9 protein-coding genes are annotated in these 16,819 nt (G+C 65.0%); 2 read left to right on the top strand and 7 right to left on the bottom strand.

The genetic code is table 11. The features are described 5' to 3' along the window. Positions 1-30: 30 nt before the first annotated feature. The 4 genes from K323_RS24345 to K323_RS28770 all read right to left on the bottom strand — a co-directional run bounded on the left by K323_RS24345 (position 31) and on the right by K323_RS28770 (position 9,380). Positions 31-5,916, bottom strand: coding sequence for an Ig-like domain-containing protein (locus K323_RS24345; protein WP_022884208.1), 5,886 nt, complete (start codon positions 5,914-5,916; stop codon positions 31-33). After that, positions 5,913-7,346 (bottom strand): serine/threonine-protein kinase, encoded by a 1,434-nt coding sequence (locus K323_RS0105090; RefSeq protein ID WP_022884209.1) that lies wholly within the window; start codon positions 7,344-7,346, stop codon positions 5,913-5,915. The genes K323_RS24345 and K323_RS0105090 overlap by 4 nt, the downstream gene beginning before the upstream one ends. 124 nt (positions 7,347-7,470) lie before the next feature. After that, positions 7,471-8,292: a PP2C family protein-serine/threonine phosphatase gene (locus K323_RS24350; RefSeq protein WP_022884210.1), complete on the bottom strand. Its 822-nt coding sequence runs from the start codon at positions 8,290-8,292 to the stop codon at positions 7,471-7,473. Then, positions 8,289-9,380, bottom strand: coding sequence for an FHA domain-containing protein (locus K323_RS28770; protein ID WP_022884211.1), 1,092 nt, complete (start codon positions 9,378-9,380; stop codon positions 8,289-8,291). Before K323_RS28770 ends, K323_RS24350 begins: the two co-directional genes overlap by 4 nt. A gap of 241 nt (positions 9,381-9,621) precedes the next feature. On the opposite strand from K323_RS28770, the gene K323_RS0105105 reads away from it, so the two are divergent. After that, positions 9,622-10,101, top strand: a complete 480-nt coding sequence (locus tag K323_RS0105105; protein ID WP_022884212.1) for an Lrp/AsnC family transcriptional regulator — start codon at positions 9,622-9,624, stop codon at positions 10,099-10,101. A gap of 2 nt (positions 10,102-10,103) precedes the next feature. Further along, a complete protein-coding gene (locus K323_RS0105110) occupies positions 10,104-11,567 on the top strand; it encodes an aspartate aminotransferase family protein (RefSeq protein ID WP_022884213.1) in 1,464 nt (487 codons plus the stop codon). Between the two features lie 95 nt (positions 11,568-11,662). Here K323_RS0105110 and K323_RS0105115 read toward each other — a convergent pair whose 3' ends face one another. From K323_RS0105115 to K323_RS0105125, 3 genes are all read right to left on the bottom strand, one after another. Next, positions 11,663-12,865, bottom strand: a complete 1,203-nt coding sequence (locus K323_RS0105115; protein WP_022884214.1) for a DUF4192 domain-containing protein — start codon at positions 12,863-12,865, stop codon at positions 11,663-11,665. A gap of 246 nt (positions 12,866-13,111) precedes the next feature. Next, on the bottom strand, positions 13,112-15,088 hold the full coding sequence (locus K323_RS24360; protein WP_022884215.1) for an ABC transporter ATP-binding protein: 1,977 nt from the start codon (positions 15,086-15,088) through the stop codon (positions 13,112-13,114). Further along, on the bottom strand, positions 15,085-16,818 hold the full coding sequence (locus tag K323_RS0105125; protein WP_022884216.1) for an ABC transporter ATP-binding protein: 1,734 nt from the start codon (positions 16,816-16,818) through the stop codon (positions 15,085-15,087). Before K323_RS0105125 ends, K323_RS24360 begins: the two co-directional genes overlap by 4 nt. Position 16,819: the final 1 nt, after the last annotated feature.

Below are 16,819 nucleotides of genomic sequence, written 5' to 3' on the forward strand. Positions count from 1 at the left end.
GGGTCCGTCGAGTGCGTACGTCGGCCGGGGTTACTTGTCGTAGTCGAAGGACTGACCGTCGACGGTTACGCTCAGCCGTACTGTACCCGTTGTCGGGTACGGTCCTGGCACGGTGCAGGTCGTGGCGCCGTCAACGGCGGTACCGACAGCATCCGGCGCATCCAGCGCGAAGCACCGGTAGTCGGCGACCATCCCTGGATTGGCGGGCCCGTTGGTCCAGCTGACGACTCCCGTTGCAGGGTCGTACGCGACTCCGGTCACCGTCAGGTCGACTGAGGCCTCGTCTGCGGTGAACGTGGTCCAGTCCCCACAGCTTCCCCAGAAGGTGCAGCCGCGCAGTTGGAACTGGGCAGCGGCACCGAACGGCAGTCCGAGGATCTCCCGTGGCCAGCCGCTACCGCTGAACTGCGCGCCATCACCGGTGTCGGCCACCTTGCGAATGCGGTAGCTGCTGAAACCTCCGGAGACGCCGGTCACCTGGTAGTCCCACGCCTGGCCCCTGTTTGCCATGCTGCCTTCGACGCCTTCCACCGGTCCGGGCGCGGGGCGGAGGACAACCCGTTCGGTGACCGGGGAGTTCACACAGGCCGCGCCGTTGTAACCCCAGACGACGAAGTAGTAGGTGGCGCCGGTCGTCGTAAGATTCGTGAACTTGTAGCTTGTCGTATCCCCGGAGACAGTCGCCTGTTCCTCGACCGCACCACCTATGGTCGGCGCTTTCACGGTCCCAGGCGCAGGTGTGCCGACCGCGCACGCCTGCGGGCCGGTCGGCACCTGACCGCTCGACAGCCGTTGCACGTAATAGCCTCCGACGGCGTTGCCATTGGGGTCGAACCGATCCCACGACACCGTTACGGTGCCGTCGCCCGCGTTGCTGTCCGCCCAGATTCGTGCGGCGCGCGGGGCACCGTACGGTATGCCATTCGCGTCTGCGTGGTTCCAGGCGGCGAGCGCCGGGTACGCGTCGTTCATCGGTGTGACGGAAACCGGCACTTCGGTGCCGTTGGACAGTCCGCCGACATCGATGCTGCAGGATGCCGCGGTGCACGACGGGCCACTGGCGGCGACCTGCTGTTCTGCACCGTTCACGATGACCTGGTACCTGCGTACCGCAGTACCCGCCCCGGCAACCGCGACGGTGTCCCAACTCACCCGGAGCGCGCCGTCGAGTGGAGCCGCCTTCATGCCGGTGGGTGCGGCCGGCACAACGTCAGACCAAACCGGACTGCCCAGCGTCGTCGGCGCAGACAGACCGATGGCGTTGCGGGCGGCAACGGACACGGTCACGGCGTTGTCCTGGCCATTGCCCCGGGTGGTTATGGTGCAGGTCGTCGACTGGCAGACTGTGGTGCCGACCGGGTTGCCTGACATGCCCCGCAGCGTGACCTCGTACCCGCTGATCGGCGAGTTGTTGTAGGCGCCGGGGTTGAACGCCAGAGTGAGCGTGCCGTCCCCGAAGCCGGTCATTCGCAGTCCGGTCACCGGGTCCGGCTTGTCCTGCACAGAGATGCGCACCGTGCCCCATGCGTATCGGTCCGGGTCCCCGGTGGCATCTGCAACCTGGTATTGCAGGTTGGTGTCAACGGCCGGCGCGTCGTCGGCCACCCGAACGGAGAGGGTGCTGTTGTCGGCGCTCGGCGTGATCGCGACACCCGCAGGCAGCGAGGCGCTGTCAAGGCCTCGCACTGCTACCACGGAGAGAGGGACAGCTGGGAACGGGTTCGTTGCGCCGTCATTGGCGAGTACGTCAACCGGGGTGCTCTGGCCTCGCGGTGCAATGGCCGTGTCGGCCGCTGGTACTGCCAGGGGTCGCGTTGAGGCGACGACGCGCAGGTCTATGCGCCCCGCCCTGCCATCGCCTGCGTCGTCGGAAACGCCGATGGTCAGGGCGCTCTGTGACCCCTTCCGCGTTCCCGCCACTGCCTTGATGGTCAGCTTCTGCCCGTCGAGCGACCAGGTGAACCCTTCGGGCTTCGGCTCGAGAACCTGATATCGCAGGGCCGCCAGGTCGTCGGGGTACGGGTAGGTTGTGAGCTTGACCAGGTCGAGCACCCGCTCCCCGTCTGGCTGAACCTCGATGAGTGCCCCGCCGAATGCCGGGGGCTGGTTGTCGCGCGGAGTGACCTCGATCGGCAGGACGATCGTTGCCGTCCTGGCATCCTTCGCGTCGGCCGATGCGCCGTCAGTGACTTCAAACGAGATGGATGCCGGTCCGAAATACTTGTCGGCACTGGCGAAGACCAGCGTTCCGGCATCCTTCACCAGCGACGTTCCGTCTGCGTGCGTCGCCCGCACAATGCTGGCGTCGGTCAGGCGCACCTTCTTGCCAGACGCCGCAACGACAAAGTCGTTGACCGCGATGGTGAGCGTCGACCCGCTCGGAATCCGAAGATCCTTGGCATCCTTCTTCAGTTGCGGAAGGGCATCATCGAAGCCGGGAACCCAGATGAAGGCGTAGGAGACCACCGAAGCGTCGTCTGGGTGGCTGACGGCGAACGGAACGATCTGGCTCTCATCTGCGATGGTCACCCTGACCCGCCCTGCTGCCGTGATGGACGCCCGTTCGCGATATCCGGGCAGCACCGACAGTTCGAGGCTGGACGACGGGCCGTCGGCAAAGAAGACATTGGCGAGTACGTCGACGTCGATAGTCTTGCGGTCCAGGATGTCGGAGAGCCCGAGCACGGTGTCGTGGGCATCTGGCCTGGCCAACGGCGCATCCGCGCTCGCCACCACCGTGAGGAAGTTCGAACTCGTGCCTCCACGCTCGTTCTGGATCTCGTAGATGAAGCCGTAACGGCCTTCGGTTTTCGGCACGCTGACCTTGACGGCGTCGCCGTCAACCGAAGCAGTGCCATCGGAGGCAGAGCCGTCGGATCCTGCGGCTTCCACCTCCGTCACCACCAGTTCGCCGCCGTCCGGGTCTGAGTCGTTCCCGAGCACGCGCACCCAGACAGTCCCGCCTGGCCGGGCCAGAACCTCGTCTGGTGCGGCGACGGGGTTGCGTGCTCCGTCCTGCCTGGGGCTGATTCCCACCCTGACCGTACCGCTCGCCCTGGCACCGAGGCCGTCGATGACCGTGTAGGTGAACGAGTCGGTTCCTGCGGAGTACTCGCCAGGCTGGTAGGTGATCGAATCAGTACCGACCTCAGTGACAGCGCCCTTCTCCGGGTTGGTTTCCTGGCCCAGGAGCTTCACGGAGTCCCCGTCTGGATCGATCCCGGCCAACGGAATCGGAATGCGCACCTTCTCACCTGCCAGCACCCGCGCCGTCACGGCCTTCGGCGCCGGCGGATTGTTCGACGCGGCATCGATCTCCCGCACCGAGATCTGCACCTGGGCGCTGGCGAACTGGCCGTCCGGCGCATCCACGCGGTAGACGGCCGTGAAATTGCCCGGTTTGTCGGGAGCGAGATAGCGCAGCACCGTACCGGAGGTGAACAGCAGTCCGGAACCCGGTTCTGGTTCTGTCGTCAGTGTCGAGTGCAGCGACAGCGCCTCACCGTCCGGGTGCTCGTCGTTGGCCAGCACCGGGATATCAATGGCATCCCCCATTCGTACCGTCACCGTGTCAGCCGTGGCGATCGGGGCCTGGCTCTCCGGCCGCTCGGGGATCTCGATCAGGGTGACGATGCCATCCGCCTCGGCGAAGCCGTTGCTCACCCGGTACCCGAACGAGGTGGTTCCCGTCTCGAGCGGCCTCGTCAGCGTCACCCGGATCAACCGCTGGTCGAGGATCTCGACACGGATGCCGCCCGCTGCAGAGACATCGGTGGTTCCGGTGACGAGGAGAACACCACCGGCGGGGTCGAAGTCCGTAGCCAGTACGTCGACGAGCGTGGCGCGCTGGCCGCGCACGAATGCCGTGTGCGGAACGGTGATCGGGGTGCTGTTGGCGTCGGGCACAGGTGCGACATCTACCCTGACCTGGCCGGCGGCCGTGGCCTCTCCGTCCGTGACGGCGTACTCCACGTAATACACGCCTGGGGCCGGTGCAAGGAATCGGAAGGTGCCCTGGTTGAAGTTGGGGGCGATCGTGACGTCGGGCTTGGACGGGACGCTGCTGAGCTTCAGGGGGGCCGATCCGCCGTGCGCGTGTTCGAGCGGGGACACCGTCACCTCGGTTCCCGCCGTCGCGGTGGCCAGGAACGACTCCGCAATGATCGGCACGGAACCAGCAGGGCGGACGGTCACGACGAGCGACCCCGAGCCGATGTCGGTGCCGTCGGAGACGACGAGTCCCACGTGTCGTTCCTCCTCGGCGGCGCCCATGTCGGTAAAAACGACAGAGCCCTCAGGGGTGTAGACGACCTGGTCGGCGCCCGACGCCGCAGCAGACGCCAGATAGTACGGGTCGCCGTCCGGGTCGACCCAGTCTCCGAGTACATCGGTGTCGACCCGCCCATCGCTCTGCACGCTCGCGTGCGTGGCGCGAGCCTGGGCCGGCGGGGAATTCTCATCGTCTCCACGCACCGTGACGGCCACGGTTGCGGTTGCCTCCCCGCCGCGCCCGTCGGTGATGGTGTAGGTGAACGACACGATTCCGGATGCCGACGCCGGCAGTTTCAGCTGCAGCTGCTGGCCATCACCGACGACTTCAAGGCTTCCCTGTTCGGCTGGAAGAGCGTCAGTGCCGGCGATGCCCAGCACATCATTGTTCGCGTCGTAGTCGTTCAGCAGCACAGGGAGCACGGTCGACCTGCCTGGTCTGGCCCCGAATTCGTCGGCTTCGGCAACCGGCGGTTGCTGCGCCTTCTCCAGCTCTGGCGGAATGTCGTCGCGGTTCTCTTCGACCTGTTCCTCATCCTGGTCGGCGTCGATCAGCTCGGCCCAATTGTCGATGAGCTGATTGTTCTGCTGCACGGCCCAGGCATCGCCGGTATGGGCGTCGTTGAGCACCAGCGCCTCGCCGTTGACGCGGAATTCGAGTCTCGCGTCGCCCGCAACCGAATCGAGCGTCGCCACGTCGCTGCTCGACTCAGCTCCCCGGCAGGATCGCCAGGCACCGGCATCCGTCCACGCGGCGTACGAGCACTTCTCAAGCACAACAGGTGCGGCCGGTTCTCCATCTCGGTCGGAGACGATCACTTCCGGCGGCGAACCAGACAGGCTCACGTCGACCAACCCACCGCGGTGCGCGATCAACACGTGACCGACCACGCTGCTCGGCTGCTGGAGGACGGGGTCGCTTCCTGGGCCGATGAGGCCGGAGACGTCCTGGTCACCGCCCGGGTAGTACAGCATGCCGGTCGTGACGTTCAGCAGAACCCAGTCGTCTCCCGTGCTCGACAGCTGATATTCGTCGTCGGCCGAGCCGGCCTTCACGTCGGTCGTGTCGGAGACGGTGTCGCCTTCGCCCGTGTCGAAGCGCGAGAGTATCCCGGTCGACGGGGTGAACGACGAGTAAATGCCGGTCGCACCCAGACTTGCGACGGAACCACTGCCGAGGGAGAGGTCTGGTTCTGACGCGCTGTCGAAGGTCTCCAGCTGTTGCACTGGAAGGGTCCAGACGTTGCCATCTGAGGCGATGACCGCCCTGTCGTCCGCCAGCATCACCGCGGGGTCATCTGGGGGAAGGGGAACACTCGCCGCGATTTCAGCCGTGGCAGGATCAATGATGTCGATGGCGCTGTTGCCACGATCGATGACAACAACACTGTGGCCGTCCTGCACCACATCGAGTGCCGTGCTCCCGGCCGCGACGACGGTGTTGAGTTCGTTGACCTCAGTATTGGCCCGCCCAAGCACCTGGCGAACTTCGTTCGTCACCCAGACGGCGGCGTCACCCAGGTCCACCCGCTGCGCGGTGTACCCGCCGGAGGTGAGTGCAACCGAAGCGACCACCGCCACCACGGCGCTCACACTGGTCGCCGTGATGAATCCCGACCGATGGGCCCTGAACCATTGTCGGATCACTGACTGCCGGCCTCCGGCGTCTCGACACACTTCTCACCGCTCGGCGCCCCGGTCTTGCCTGCACGGTTGACGGCCACGGTGATGCAGACACGGGAAACGTCTGCGGCGTCGATGCTGAACTCGCGGGCGCGCTGGATACTGCTCGCCCCGTCTGGCAGTGTGACCACATAACTGTCGTCCGCAGCGACACCGGGGTCCGGCCAGGTGAATACAACTGTGTCACCCGATGCGACGCCCTCAATATTGTTGACGGCAGGGATCGGTCCGGCGCTGGCGCGAACAAAGAGGAACACCGCGGTCGCCGCGATGACAACAACGAGCACGGCCGCGGCAAGCAGGCTCCGGGTCGCGGCGGTGCGCCGAGGCTTCGTCCTCGTGCGAGTGAGCGAATTGCTTCCAGGCGCCGAACCGCCGAGCATGCTCCGTCCGCGCGAAGACCCTGCCCCTCCTGCTGCTTGGGCCGGTTTCCGCCTGCGTCGCTGAACATGGGGGTCAATCGAGTTCATGCCGGTGATGCGGGTCTTGTCATCCGCATCCGCTGGGGTGTGGTTCGCCCAGTCGGCCATCGCGACCTCGAGCTGCGTCTGGGGGAGATCGAGTTCCGCCTCGACGGACTGCAGCTCCCTGATCAGCTCGAGAACGCTGCGCGGACGGGCGTCCGGACGCCTGGACATCGCCCTGGTCAGGATCAGTTCGAGGCGCGCCGGCACATCCGCCCGTCCGATCGGCGGTACCCGGGCTTTGACGATGCGGGACATCAGCTCCGCAGAGGTGTTCTGGCTGCCAGCCTCCTCGAAGGGCGAACGCCCAGCGAGGAGGGAGTACAGGGTGGCGGCGATCGACCAGACTTCTGCCGCGACCGAACCGGAGACCTCTTCAAGCAGCACCTCCGGCGCCGACCAGGGTATCGACAGCCCAACCGCCTCTGCGTTGTCTGCTTCGCTGAGGGTCGCCGCGATGCCGAAGTCGGAGAGCACCGGATGCCCATAGGCCGTCACCAGGATGTTCGAGGGTTTGATGTCGCGGTGAAGCACACCGCCGCGGTGTGCCGTCTCGACCGCGCTGGCGATCCTGATCCCGATGCGGAGCACGTCCGGCACCGCGAGCGGTTCGGTGCGGTATTGCTGACTGAGCGTTGACGAGCAGTACTCCATGACCAGGTACGGCCGACCGTCCGCCGAGACACTCGCCTGGAAGACCGTCAGGATCGCCGGGTGCGAACTGAGCTGGGCCATCAGATTCGCCTCGGCCTGGAACAGCTGCCTGACCTGGTCGTTGACGACTTCGGCCAGCAGCACCTTCACCGCAACCTGCCGCCGTGGCATGTTCTGCTCGAACAGGAAGACGTCGGCGAAGCCGCCGGAACCGAGTGCCCGCACGTAGGAGAAGCCCGGCAGGTTCGGGGGCGCTGACGGCAGTCTTCTGGTCACTGCCGCCTCCCCGTTCGTCGATACAAGTGGTTCAAACGAATGCTGACGGTCCGTAACGGGTGCACCGAACGCGTCCCGACAATTGTAAGCAGGTCACCAGCGCGTTTCGGTCCGGTATGGCTGGTTAACCCAGCTCCTCTGCCCCCAAGACGGGGGCCAAATCGTCGCCCACGGCGAGCACGTCGAGAACGATGACGGTGACGTTATCGCGCCCGCCGTTCTCGAGCGCAGCATCGACGAGCGCGTGAGCCGCTGCATCCGCCGACGCGTTGGACAGCAGGAAATGACGGATGCCGTACGGCGTCAGTTCTTTGGTGAGACCGTCGGAGCAGATGAGGATGCGCATGCCCGGTCGCGCGGGGATGATACGAAAGTCTGGAACCGGTGGCTCGTGGAAACCGACGGCCCGCGTAATCACGTTGCCGTCTGGGTGCACATCGGCTTCTTCCCTCGTGATTCGGCCGGCGTCGACGAGTTCCTGAACAACGGAGTGGTCGGTGGTCACCTGCTCGAGAACGCCGGACGTGAGCTGGTAGACGCGGGAGTCGCCGATGTTGAAGATGACCCACTGGGCAGTCCCTGACACCACGGACAGCGCCACGCCCGTGACGGTGGTGCCGGTTCCGAGGTCGGTGACCCCCGCGCCAGCTGCCATGTCGTCGACGGCGTGACCCAGCGCCTCCGTGATCATCGGCGCGTCAAGGCCGGGGCGTTCAGCCCATTCAGCCAGTCGTGCGACGACGGCGGAGCTGGCTACGTCGCCCGCCGAATGCCCGCCCATACCATCGGCAACCGCGAACAGTGGAGGGAGGGCGACGACGCTGTCTTCGTTGACCGCACGACGATGGCCCGTCTCGCTGAGCGCCGCCCAAGCGAGACTCACCGGCTGTGCTGGTGTACCGAGATCGACGGTGAAACCGGTCGAACTCTGACCGATCTGCGTCACTGTGCCTGCCTTACGCTCGCGGGGAGGATCTCGATGATATTACCGTCCCCGATGTCGACGGTCGTACCGGGCACCACAACGAGCGACTGGCCGGGCGCCAGTCGTGTGGTGCGTCCGCCCGGCGGACTGACCATCGTGCCGTTCGTCGAGTCGAGGTCGGTGACGACCACTGCATCCCCCTCCTGACGGATCTCGACGTGGGTCGACGAGACGGCAGCCGTCGGTGAAGCAACGCTCAGTAGCCTAGGCAGCCGCCCACCGGTGATCCGCGGCGATCGCGGATTGCGGCCGAGGTAGTAGACAGAATCAAGCTGGCGTTCTTCGCCGGAGAGGCGGAAACCGTAACGCGGCGACGGAGACGGTGGCCCTGGCGGAGCAGGCGCTCGCCGGCGCTCACGCGAGGTGCCGATGCCGTTTCCCGCGCCTTCGCCCGCTGCCGCAGCCGGCGGATGCGATCCCGTCTGGTTTCGGTGCCGGCGGCGCAGGATCACCGTGTCATCGGCATCCGCCGTCGGAACCCGGAGGATGGTATCGCCCTCCGCCTCTGCCCGTCGGGGAACGTTCAGTACAGTGTCGTCGATGCCTGGTTCCGGCCAGGACCAGTAGAGCGTGCCGGCCGGCACCGCTCCGATTCCGATTGCCGTGCCGCCCTCTCGCCAGCGCCCATCTGCACCGGCGGCTTCGTCGGCTTCGGCGGCGCCGATCACGACCCCGATGACCGATTGGAAGTCGGACAACAGCCACGGTCGGATGCCGCCAGCGGAGAATCGCCGCGAGCCGCCGACAGAGTACACGTCGACAGCGATATCGCCTCGAACCACCACAGAGACCATCACTTCGGTGGATGAATCGGTCTCGCCCCGCACCAGGACGGCGAAACTCTCGACCTCGCCCTGACCGGCCAGCGGCAGCAGGGAGAGCAGCGCCTCGATCCCGACCGACGACTCACGCACCAGGGCGGTGAGCGCGGCCACGACCGATTGTGTCGTGTCGTGCGGAACAGCGACCAGGAAGCTCCGCCCGACGATGAAGGTCCACGCTGGAGACACGCCAGGAAAGACGGCACAGGCAACGCGACCCGAGGTCATCCAGCCTCCTTGCCGGTTGTGATGCTGTCGTTTATGATGCCCGTTTACGATGCCCGTGTGGCCCTCGAAGCCCCGCATCGACAAGTCTTTACCGTACTCGGATTCCTACTGGCCGTCGTACGGACCCACCCTGGCCGACGTTCGTGTGGTGATCCACAAACACCTGTGGATTCCGCAGCATTTTGCTTCACTTGCTACGGAATCACTTGCAAGAACCATGTTTGACTGTCACAATCGATAAATGAGTGCACCGGTACGCAGCCTGACAAAACCCGTGGCGCTCGATGACGTTTCAAAGAAGATCATCGAGCAGCTGCAGGTCGACGGACGGCGTTCCTATGCCGAGATCGGCAAGGCCGTCGGGCTGAGCGAGGCAGCGGTGCGCCAGCGGGTGCAGAAGCTGACGGATGCCGGTGTGATGCAGGTCGTCGCCGTCACCGACCCGATGCAATTGGGTTTCTACCGGCAGGCGATGATCGGGATCCGCGCGTCGGGTGACACCAGGGTGTTGGCCGACAGCCTGGCTGCCCTTGACGCCGTCGACTACGTGGTGCTCACGGCAGGGACGTTCGACATTCTGGCCGAAGTCGTCTGTGAGGACGACGACGAACTGATCGCCCTGCTCAACTCCGAGATCCGAAACCTCGATGGAGTTCTCTCCACCGAAACGTTTGTCTATCTCAAACTCCACAAACAGCTCTACAACTGGGGAACACGGTAATCATGACCATTTCAGAACAGGCCGTCATGGCGACGAAGCCACCCGCAGTATCCGGCGGCATCGGTGCCCCCGGCGCCTACAGCGAAGCTGACAACGCCCGCATGCAACAGCAGGCGAAAGACCACCTCTGGATGCATTTCAGTCGCCAGTCGGTGCTCGAATCCGGCGCGGGCGTGCCGATCATCACCAAGGGCAGCGGCCACCACATCTGGGACTCGAACGGCAAGAAGTACATCGACGGCCTCAGCGGCCTGTTTGTTGTCAATGCCGGCCACGGCAGGAAGCGGCTCGCCGAGGTCGCCGCGAAGCAGGCGGAGGAGCTGGCCTTCTTCCCGATCTGGTCGTATGCCCACCCGAGTGCCATCGAGCTCGCAGACCGGCTTGCCGGCTACGCCCCAGGCGACCTGAACCGGGTGTTCTTCTCCACCGGCGGCGGTGAAGCCGTTGAGACCGCGTTCAAGCTCGCGAAGTACTACTGGAAGCTTCAGGGCAGACCGACGAAGCACAAGGTCATCTCCCGTGCTGTCGCCTACCACGGCACTCCTCAAGGGGCACTGGCCATCACCGGCATCCCCGCCATGAAGGAGATGTTCGAGCCGGTCACCCCGGGCGGATTCCGGGTGCCGAACACCAACTTCTACCGTGCAGACGAAATGGGGTCGGGCCTCGGCGACGACCTCGAAGCATTCGGGCTGTGGGCGGCCAACCGCATTGAGGAGATGATCGAGTTCGAAGGCCCGGAGACCGTTGCCGCGATCTTCCTGGAACCGGTGCAGAACTCGGGTGGCTGCTTCCCGCCGCCTCCCGGCTATTTCCAGCGGGTGCGCGAGATCTGCGACAAGTACGACGTGCTGCTCGTCGCGGATGAGGTGATCACCGCGTTCGGGCGCATCGGCAACATGTTCGCATCGACGACCTTCGGCTTCCAGCCAGACATGATCACCTGCGCCAAGGGCATGACCAGCGGGTACTCCCCCATCGGGGCGACCATCGTGAGTGACCGCATCTACGAGCCGTTCAAGCACGGCGACATCGCTTTTTACCACGGCTACACCTTCGGCGGCCACCCGGTCTCGTCGGCTGTGGCGCTGGCCAACCTCGATATCTTCGAGGAGGAGAAGCTCAACGAGAATGTGCGCGAGAACTCGCCGGTGTTCCGGGCGGAGCTCGAAAAGCTACTCGACCTGCCCATTGTCGGAGACGTGCGCGGTGAGGGGTATTTCTTCGGTATCGAACTGGTGAAAGACAAAGGCACGAAGGAGACGTTCAACGACGAGGAGTCGGAGCGACTGTTGCGCGGCTTCCTCTCCAAGGCGCTCTTCGATGCCGGCCTGTACTGTCGCGCAGATGATCGCGGAGACCCGGTGGTACAACTCGCGCCACCGCTGACCATCGGTCCAGCCGAGATCCGCGAGATCGGCGATATCCTGCACGGCGTGCTCTCCGAGGCCACCAAGCATCTCTAGGCCCCGGCGCGGGAGTCTCCGGAGCGGTTACCCGAGCCGCCCGGGGGTGCCGTGCCGCAGCCGTTTGTCACGAGTCGGTTGTCACGAGTCAGATGTCACGAGTCAGTTGGCACCGCGTAGGCCCAATCGGGCAGGTGACCCGTGCTGAACATAGTGTTCAGCAGGATCGCCATGCTGTAGGTCGGATCCTCGGCGAGCGCTTTGTCGACGAACATTCCACCGACCGAGCCGCGACCGAGTGCCCACGAGAGCCAGGCAAGCATGCAGAGCGGTGCGGGCCGCGCGGCGCGTGGCGAGAGCGCGATAATCTTCTTCAGCACGTCGATTGCGTGCTGGATCCGCTCCGGGTCCGGCCGCTCGTTGCTCCACCCCACCATGCGGTCGGCCATTCGAACTCCACCGATTCCCTTCGGTGACTCCTGCTCGGAGCTTCTGAGGCGTAGCTCCTCTGCAATGACGATCTCATCCATGCTGAGCCCGGTCGCCCGTTGTATTGCGGCATAGCGCACGTTGACGTCGTAGGTCTCTTCGCCGACCTCGCGCCCGAACGCGATCTGCAGCATGATTTGGTCCCGAATCGGAGGCTCCTGCACGAGAAAGAGCAGGCCGGCAGCTTCGTCCGGGTCGAGCTCAGCGGAATCCCAACCGAACAGGGCCTCCGCGATGTCGATCGAATCGAGGACACCGGTCGCGTCGAGGAGGCCCTGGTCTGCGCCCGGTTCCCACGCCAGACGCTGGTAACGGCGGAGAGCTCGACCGAATTGCTCTTTCGCCGCCCGTTCAACACGTGGAAGCTCAGCGCCGTCGCGCAGGGTGGCCAGTTCTGTGGAGGTATCGCACTGAGGCAAAAGCAGGGCGGCCGACGTCTCGATCTCAGCGAGCGGACGCCCCTGGCTCGGGCACTCCGGGTCGTCGTATGACCCCCATCCGTCCGCGGCGACGCACAACACGTCTTTGACGCGGAATCCCGACAACTCAGCGCGTCGTGCGAGAGTCTCGGCGAACCGGCGCCCTGGCAGTCCGCCCGGCGACACGAACGGATCGCCGGTGTACGCGACGACAACCACGCCGTCGACGCGCGGAATCTTGCAGATCGTGCCGATGAGCGTGGTGGCGATGCATTTGTGCACCTTCTCTGGAGCGGTATCGACTGGCATATTGAAACGCAGGGCGCCGCAGGTGCGGTTGCCGCGGAACGCGACGAGCACCATGCTCTGCTCCGGAAGGAATCCGAGGAGCTGCGGAACGAGGGCCAGGAAGTCCTGGGGTCGTGCTGTCTTCACGATGGTCGGTTGCATGCGCCAACTCTGGCGTGGCCGGCTAGCCCGGTGTTCCCAGAACGTCGATTCTGGGGATAACTCCACTGGTCGCCCCCTGTGTATAACTCCGGTCCGAGAGCGCTCGCCCGACCGAAGTCCAACTCGAGAATCGCCGTTTGCGCCCACTGACGCCGCTGTAGCGGCGATTCTGGGCGCAAATGGCGATTCTCGGGGGCGGGGCGGCGCTGCGCGGGCGGGGACGAGGACGAGCGCGCGCGGCGCGCGCTACACCTCGTCGGTGACAGGGGCGGCGAACTGCGCGTTGTAGAGGTCGAAGTACGCGCCCTCCGCAGCAAGCAGCTCAGCATGGGTTCCCTGCTCCACGATCTGGCCCGACTCCATCACCAGGATGAGGTCGGCATCACGGATCGTCGACAGCCGGTGCGCGATCACGAAGCTCGTGCGGTCGGCGCGGAGAGCTTTCATCGCCTGCTGCACCAGCACCTCGGTGCGGGTGTCGACCGAACTCGTCGCCTCATCCAGGATGAGCACGCTCGGCTGCGCGAGGAATGCGCGCGCGATGGTGAGGAGCTGCTTCTCCCCAGCGCTCACATTGCCCCCCTCGTCACCCAGTACCGTGTCGTAGCCGTCTGGCAGCGAGTGCACGAAGCGGTCGACATAGGTGGCGCGCGCCGCCTCAAGAATGTCCTCCTCAGAGGCATCCGGTCGCCCGTAAGCGATGTTCTCGCGAATGGTGCCGTCGAACAGCCAGGTGTCCTGCAGCACCATCCCCATGCGCGAGCGCAGGTCAAGGCGCGTCATCTCTGCCACATTCACGCCGTCGAGCGTGATGCGTCCTGAATCGAGCTCGTAGAACCGCATCATCAGGTTGACCAGGGTCGTCTTACCCGCGCCGGTCGGCCCGACGATGGCGATCGTCTGGCCTGGCTCCGCGACCAGGTTGAGGTCGTCGATCAGCGGCTTGTCCGGCGTGTAACGGAACGAGACATCCTCGAATACCAGGCGACCGTGCGACTGAATCGGACTCTCGGCCGGGTCGGGGTCAGCGCCCTGCTCTGGGGCGTCGAGCAGCTCAAAGACGCGCTCAGCGGATGCCACGCCAGACTGAAGCAGGTTGGCCATCGACCCGAGCTGGGCGAGCGGCTGCGTGAACTGCCTGGAGTACTGGATGAACGCCTGCACATCTCCGAGTTGCATCGCGCCGGTTGCGACCTGGAGCCCGCCGACGACGGCGATGGCCACGTAAACGAGATTGCCGATGAAGGTCATCGCCGGCATGATCATGCCGCTGACGAACTGCGCACCGAAGCTCGCCTTGTACAGCTCGTCGTTCTTCTGCCTGAACCGTTCCTCAACCTCGCGCTGGCGGCCGAACACCTTCACCAGCGCGTGGCCGGTGAACGTCTCTTCAATCTGGGCGTTGAGGGTTCCGGTGTGGGTCCATTGCGCAACAAAGAGCTTCTGTGATCTCTTGGCGATCACCGTCGTTATCACCAGGGTGAGCGGCACGGTGACCAGCGCGATCAGCGCGAGGAGCGGCGAGAGGATGAACATCATCACAATCACGCCCACGACGGTCAGCAACGAGGTGACGGCCTGCGCAAGGGTCTGCTGGAGGCTCTGCGAGATGTTGTCGACGTCGTTCGTCACACGACTGAGCAGCTCACCGCGCTGCATCGTGTCGAAGTAGCGAAGCGGAAGCCGGTTGACCTTGGCCTCGACATCCTCGCGCAGGCGGTACACGGTGCGCTGGACGACGCTGTTGAGCACATAGGCCTGCATCCAGCTGAAAACGGATGCCAGGATGTACAGCGCCAACACCCAGAACAACACGCTGGAGAGCGCTCCGAAATCGATGCCGAAACCGGGAGTCAATGGCATCCCGCTGAGCAGGTCTGCCCTCGCATCGTCACCAGACGCCCTGAGCTGGTCGATGATCTCACTCTTGCTGACGCCGGCCGGGAGGGTCTTCGAGATGACCCCGGAGAAGATCAGGTTCGTTCCCTCACCGAGCAGCTTCGGCCCAAGCACGGAGAACGTCACACTGATCACGGCGAGTGCCAGCACGAGGGTCAGCCACAGTCGCTCCGGACGAAGTTGTCCGAGCAGCCGCTTGGCGCTCGGCAAGAAGTTCATCGCCTTCTCTGCCGGAGCGCTCATGCCGCCGAACGGTCCACCGCCCCGCGGCCCGCGCGCGGCCGGCGCAGCTGCCGGTGTCTTGGTTTCGTTCGACTCACTCATGCTGCTTCCTCCGCCGTGAGCTGGGATGACACGATCTCCTGGTAGGTCGAACTGCTTTCGAGCAGCTCTGCATGGGTTCCGCTGGCAACGATGCGGCCGTCTTCGAGCACCAGGATCTGGTCGGCATCGATGATGGTCGCCACCCGCTGGGCGACGATGACCATCGTGGCGTCACCGGTGCTGCGCCGAAGCGCCTGCCGCAGCCGGGCATCCGTCGCCGTGTCGAGCGCGGAGAACGAATCGTCGAAGAGGTAGAGCTCGGGACGTTTCACCAGCGCCCTGGCGATGGCGATGCGCTGGCGCTGGCCGCCGGACACATTGGTGCCACCCTGCGAGATCGGGGCGTCGAGGCCGCCTTCCATTTCCTCGACGAATCCCTTCGCCTGGGCGATGGTGAGCGCCTGCCAGAGGTCGTCTTCCGTGGCATCCGGCTTTCCGTACTGCAGGTTGCTGCGCACGGTTCCAGAGAACAGGTACGGTTTCTGCGGAACCAGTCCGATGTGTCCCCAGAGCAGGTCGGGGTGCAACTCGCGCACGTCGACGCCGTCGAAGAGCACGGACCCGCTGGTGGCATCGAACAGGCGCGGCAGGAGATTCACCAGGGTGGACTTGCCGGAGCCGGTGCTACCGATGATGGCAGTGGTCTGCCCGCTCCTGGCGATGAAGCTGATATTGCTGAGCACCGGCTGTTCCGCTCCCGGGTAGGCGAAGCCGACATCGAGCAATTCGATCTCGCCACGGCCTGTCGTCTCTGTGACCGGGTTGACCGGTGGGTGCACGCTGGATTCGGTATCCAGCACTTCGCTGATTCGGTCGGCACACACCGCAGCACGCGGAATCATGACCGCCATGAAGGTGGCCATCATCACCGCCATCAGGATCTGCATGAGGTAACTGAGGAAGGCGATCAGCGTTCCGACCTCCATCGAGCCGTCCTCGATGCGGAAAGCGCCGAACCAGATCACGGCAACACTCGAAACGTTGAGCACGAGCATCACGACGGGGAACATCAGTGCCATCAGGCGGCCGGCACGCAGCGCGACATCCGTCACGTCTTCATTGGCGAGCGCGAACCTGGCGGTCTCGACGTCCTCCCGCACAAAGGCACGCACCACACGGATGCCGGTGAGCTGCTCACGCAGGACCCGGTTGACGGTGTCGATGCGGGTCTGCAGTTTGCGAAAGAGCGGAACCATGCGCACAACGATCAGCCCGACCGCGATGAGAAGGACAGGCACGCTGACCGCGATGAGCCACGAGAGTTCGAGGTCCTGCTGCATGGCCATGATGACGCCGCCGATGCACAGGATGGGCGCGGAGACCATCAGCGTGGCGCTCGTCAGAACCAGCATCTGCACCTGTTGTACGTCGTTGGTGGAGCGGGTGATCAGCGACGGAGCGCCGAAGCGAGTGACCTCCTGTTCGGAGAACTCCCCCACCCTGGCGAAGACGGCGCTGCGCAGGTCGCGGCCGAGCGCCATCGCGGCCTTTGCGCCGAAATACACGGCGATGATGGCACAGATGATCTGCGCCAGGGTGATGACGAGCATGATCATGCCCGTCGACATGATGTAGCCGGTGTCACCCTTGGCGACGCCCTGGTCGATGATGTCAGCGTTCAGCGTCGGCAGGTATAGCGAGGCGATCGACTGCAGGAGCTGGAAGACGACGACCGCCACCAGCAGCGGCCAGTACGGTCTCAGGTAACGCACGAGCAATGTCCAGAGCACG

The organism is Glaciibacter superstes DSM 21135 (assembly GCF_000421145.1).
Lineage (GTDB): Bacteria > Actinomycetota > Actinomycetes > Actinomycetales > Microbacteriaceae > Cryobacterium > Cryobacterium superstes.

What these genes read in the sequence shown, in the direction of transcription:
- K323_RS0105105 (WP_022884212.1), top strand. Translation starts at nt 9,622, where the DNA reads ATGAGTGCACCGGTACGCAGCCTGACAAAACCCGTGGCGCTCGATGAC.
- K323_RS28770 (WP_022884211.1), bottom strand. Translation starts at nt 9,380, where the DNA reads ATGACCTCGGGTCGCGTTGCCTGTGCCGTCTTTCCTGGCGTGTCTCCA.
- K323_RS24360 (WP_022884215.1), bottom strand. Translation starts at nt 15,088, where the DNA reads ATGAGTGAGTCGAACGAAACCAAGACACCGGCAGCTGCGCCGGCCGCG.
- K323_RS0105115 (WP_022884214.1), bottom strand. Translation starts at nt 12,865, where the DNA reads ATGCAACCGACCATCGTGAAGACAGCACGACCCCAGGACTTCCTGGCC.
- K323_RS0105110 (WP_022884213.1), top strand. Translation starts at nt 10,104, where the DNA reads ATGACCATTTCAGAACAGGCCGTCATGGCGACGAAGCCACCCGCAGTA.